This window comes from Aquabacterium sp. (genome assembly GCF_004297345.1).
Lineage (GTDB): Bacteria > Pseudomonadota > Gammaproteobacteria > Burkholderiales > Burkholderiaceae_C > Aquabacterium.
In genome coordinates, this window is the sequence record NZ_SCTN01000547.1 from 1 (window position 1) to 3095 (window position 3095).

The 3095-nt window shown below is 59.5% G+C and carries 3 protein-coding genes; 2 read left to right on the plus strand and 1 reads right to left on the minus strand.

What is annotated here, in order from left to right; genetic code table 11:
• The coding region (locus EPO09_RS21100; protein WP_290646387.1) for a hypothetical protein at positions 1–635 on the plus strand (635 nt) is incomplete at its 5' end.
• 494 nt (positions 636–1129) lie between these two features.
• On the opposite strand, the gene EPO09_RS21105 is transcribed toward EPO09_RS21100, so the two are convergent.
• Positions 1130–2101: a LysR family transcriptional regulator gene (locus EPO09_RS21105; RefSeq protein WP_290646389.1), complete on the minus strand. Its 972-nt coding sequence runs from the start codon at positions 2099–2101 to the stop codon at positions 1130–1132.
• A gap of 122 nt (positions 2102–2223) precedes the next feature.
• On the opposite strand from EPO09_RS21105, the gene EPO09_RS21110 reads away from it, so the two are divergent.
• Positions 2224–3075 carry an aldo/keto reductase gene (locus EPO09_RS21110; RefSeq protein ID WP_290646391.1) on the plus strand — a complete coding sequence of 284 codons (852 nt, stop codon included), beginning with the start codon at positions 2224–2226 and terminating at the stop codon, positions 3073–3075.
• The last annotated feature ends 20 nt before the right edge of the window (positions 3076–3095 follow it).

Here is a 3095-nt window from a genome sequence, read left to right on the forward strand (position 1 = left end):
CGTTCACACTGGCCGCGGCGAACCAAGCTCTGGCTCTCTGCGCGGCTGCTGCATGGCCTTGGTTAGTGCTGCTGCTGGGTGCTTCAAGCCGGGGGCAATTGACACTTGCGCCTCGTCCTGGGCGTGCCCTTCGGGGCAATCTACTCTATGCGATGAGCGTGCCGAGCGTGGTCATGGTAGTCGGCGTAGTCTCCGAGACCAATGTTTATGATCTGTCGCACTGGCGTCTGGTTATTGCAGGCGCGATCTTTGGCGGACTCTGGTGCAAGCTGGCCATGGCGGCGAGCCCGCGGGAGGACAATGAAGCTGAAGGGATGCGCTGGCTAACAGGACTGCTCGCTGCCATACCTGCATGCCTCATCGGCGTTCTTGCGCTCTTTGGACTTAACCGGAAGCTGGACTATGCACCAGCGACGCCCTATTTTGCCGAGGTGTTGCAAAAGCGCGCGATCTATGGGAAAGGCGCCAGCTACAACTTGAAGATCGGCCCATGGGGGCCACAAAAGTTGCGGGATTCCTATGCTGTCAGCCAATGGCTATATGACCATTTGGAGGTAGGCGATTCGGCCCAGATTCAGATGCACTCGGGCTGGTTGGGACAACCTTGGATCGAGATTTCTGCTCCTATGAAATAGCCCATGCAAGGCACTTCATGAATTTAGAGTCGATGGCAGAATGAACGTGCGGCGTCCGCGACATCCACAGTGTGCAAGCATCACCCTCCGAGGAAGGCGGGATGCTCAGTTAAAGGTCCTGCCCGGCCATGCCAACCTGAATCGATAACTACGGCGGCCTAAAGCCCTTAAGGGATTCAAGGCACGCCTGAGCTTTGCGCCCTGAGCGCCCGCGAGCCGTGGTTGCGCACACATCGTCGGCGAATGTCAACTGTTCGGCGCGGGATTCGGTATTTCGAAATCTCGCTTTGGGTCGTGAGAAATCAGTGATGAACAGCCGCTTACTGGAATCGAAACGTCACTGACTGCTTTCCGGCAAGGGACTCGAAATCGGGGCGGTCCCATCGCAACGCTCGGCAGGAGGTCAAGCACTCGGCATGAACACCTGCAATGTGGCAGAAGTGATCCATCGTCATCCCGCTTCCAATGGTTATAAAGAACGCCGTTGCCCGCCTTCATCTCATTCGTCTGGTGCTCCGCACAACTCGATATGCCGCAGCGAGTTCCTTGTTGCTCAGAACATAGTCAGGGTTGTCGGCCAGCCGTTCGATCGCCAGTGCGATGAAAGCCTTTGCCCGTGCTGGCTGGTCGTTGCGGCTACCGAAGTACACGAAGTAGCTGGCGTACTCGGGCATGTGATCCAGCATCACTGGGATCAACTGGCCGCTGCGGATGAACGGCGCCGCGGTCACGCCCGCGAGTTGCCCGATAACCTTCCCCGACAGCACCGCATGCAATTCAACCACCTCGTCGTTGCTGTAGAGCGCAGCTGCACCAGGCTGGTCCATCAGTTGATCGCCTACTTTGAGACGCCATGGCACGGCCTGGCCCGTGCCTGGATTGCGGTACGCCGTGCAGCGGTGAGAAGCCAGATCCGCCACCGACTTCGGCACGCCATACTTGTTGAAATAATCCGGCGTACCACACACGATCAGTTGCAGTGGAAACAAGCACCTGGCGACGACGCCTTCGTGCGGCGATGCACCGAGTCGGAAGCCCACATCGACGCGGTCTTCCACCCAGTTTCCCACCCTGTCGTCCAAGATGACATCGGGCTGCACGGATGGGTATCGCTCGCAGAACTCGTCCAGCAGGCGCCACAAGATGCCTTGGAAGGTGGTTCTCGGGCCGACGATCCGCAGCGGACCGGCGATCTCGTCCTTGGCCGATCTGGCGTTCTGAAAGGCGCGCTTCAGCCCGGACAAGGCCGGTTGCGCGTCCTCCAGAAAGCGCTGGCCCGCATCAGTCAAAGATAGGACACGCGTGGTGCGATGGAACAAGCGCACTCCCAGCATCCCTTCCAGTTGCCCCAGGGCCAGGCTCGCGGCCTGGGGGCTGATGCCCAGCGCAATGGCGGCCTGACGCAGGCTGCCCAGCTCCGCCGCCTTGGCGAATGTCGAGATGGATCGCAGTTCATTGAATGCCATGATGTGCCTCCGTGTCGGCCATTGTCATGTTTTTGATGTCAATCCATCAATGTTTGTGGCCCTATTCAGATGAGAGTCCGCGCTCTACAGTGGCATCAGTCGTCGTCAACGAGGAGGCTTTCATGGAACAGGTGATCTTGAACAACGGGGTAGCGATGCCAGTGCTCGGATTCGGCGTCTTTCAGATTGCTGATCAGGTGGAGTGCGAACGCTCGGTGGTCGATGCCATTGAACAGGGCTACCGGCTGATCGATACCGCCGCCTCTTACATGAACGAGGCAGCGGTGGGCAAAGGGCTCAAGGCCAGCGGCGCGGCGCGGGGCGAGCTGTTTGTCACGTCCAAGCTGTGGGTGCAGGACACGGGCTACGACAAGACCAGACAGGCCATCGACAAGTCATTGCGCCGCCTGCAACTTGCCTACCTCGATCTCTTCTTGATCCACCAGCCCTTTGGGGATGTGCATGGATCCTGGCGGGCGATGCAGGACGCGCACCGCGAAGGCCAGCTTCGGGCCATCGGCGTCAGCAACTTCCATCCGGATCGGCTGATGGACATCGCAGCGTTCAACGAGATCACGCCTGCCGTGAACCAGATCGAGGTGAACCCTTTCATCCAGCAAGCCGAGAGCGTTGCTTTCATGAAGAGCCTCGGTGTGCAAGCCGAGGCCTGGGCACCGTTCGCGGAGGGCCGCAACAACCTGTTCCACAACGAGGTGCTGGCCGGTATCGGTGCCAAGCATGGCAAGACCATCGGTCAGGTGGTGCTGAGATGGCTGACGCAGCGCGGCATCGTCGTGCTGGCCAAGTCGGTGCGCAAGGAACGCATGGCCGAGAACCTGGCCGTGCTGGATTTCCAGTTGGACCATGACGACATCACCCGCATCGCCTCGCTCGACACCAACACCAGCAGCTTCTTCTCTCACCGCGATCCAGCCATCGTCAAGTGGATGAGCGAGCGCAAGCTGGACATTTGATGTACCACCGAATCACCAGC